Below are 626 nucleotides of genomic sequence, written 5' to 3' on the forward strand. Positions count from 1 at the left end.
CGACGTCCCCCCGGATTTGAGTAGCGACTGACTCTGGAGTCCAATCCCGAAGACAGGAGATTGGACGTGAAGAAGCGATTTAGCGAAGAACAGATCATTGGCTTTCTGCGGGAGGCCGAAGCCGGCCTGGCAGTGGCAGAGCTGTGCCGGCGGCACGGCTTCTCCGAGGCCAGCTACTACCTGTGGCGCAACAAGTTCGGCGGCATGAGCGTCTCGGATGCCAAGCGGCTGAAGGAACTCGAGCTTGAAAATGCTCGCCTCAAACGGCTGCTGGCCGAGTCGATGCTTGAGAACGAGGTGACGAAAGAAGCCTTGAGAAAAAAGTGGTGAGCGCACCCGCACGGCGCGAGCTGGTGCGCCACATGGTCGGCTGCGGGCTGAGCGAACGCCGATCACTGCGCATCATCGGAATAAGCGCCAGCGCCTACCGTTATGAGCCCGTTGCAGACCGAAACGGCGCCTTGAAGGACAAGATCATTGCCCTGGCGCAACGCCATCGCCGTTACGGTGCGGGCATGATCTACCTCAAGCTGCGCCAGGCCGGTGAGATCGTCAACCACAAGCGTGTCGAGCGCCTGTATGCCCAGGCGGGGCTGCAGGTCAGGAAGCGCAAGCGCAAGAAGATC

1 pseudogene is annotated in these 626 nt (G+C 60.9%); it reads left to right on the forward strand.

Annotated elements, in window-relative coordinates:
* Positions 1-66: 66 nt before the first annotated feature.
* Positions 67-626 (forward strand): annotated as a pseudogene (locus AAHB17_RS24545) (transposase); the annotation flags it as partial.

This window comes from Hydrogenophaga sp. OTU3427, assembly GCF_038440225.1.
Classification (GTDB): domain Bacteria; phylum Pseudomonadota; class Gammaproteobacteria; order Burkholderiales; family Burkholderiaceae_C; genus Hydrogenophaga.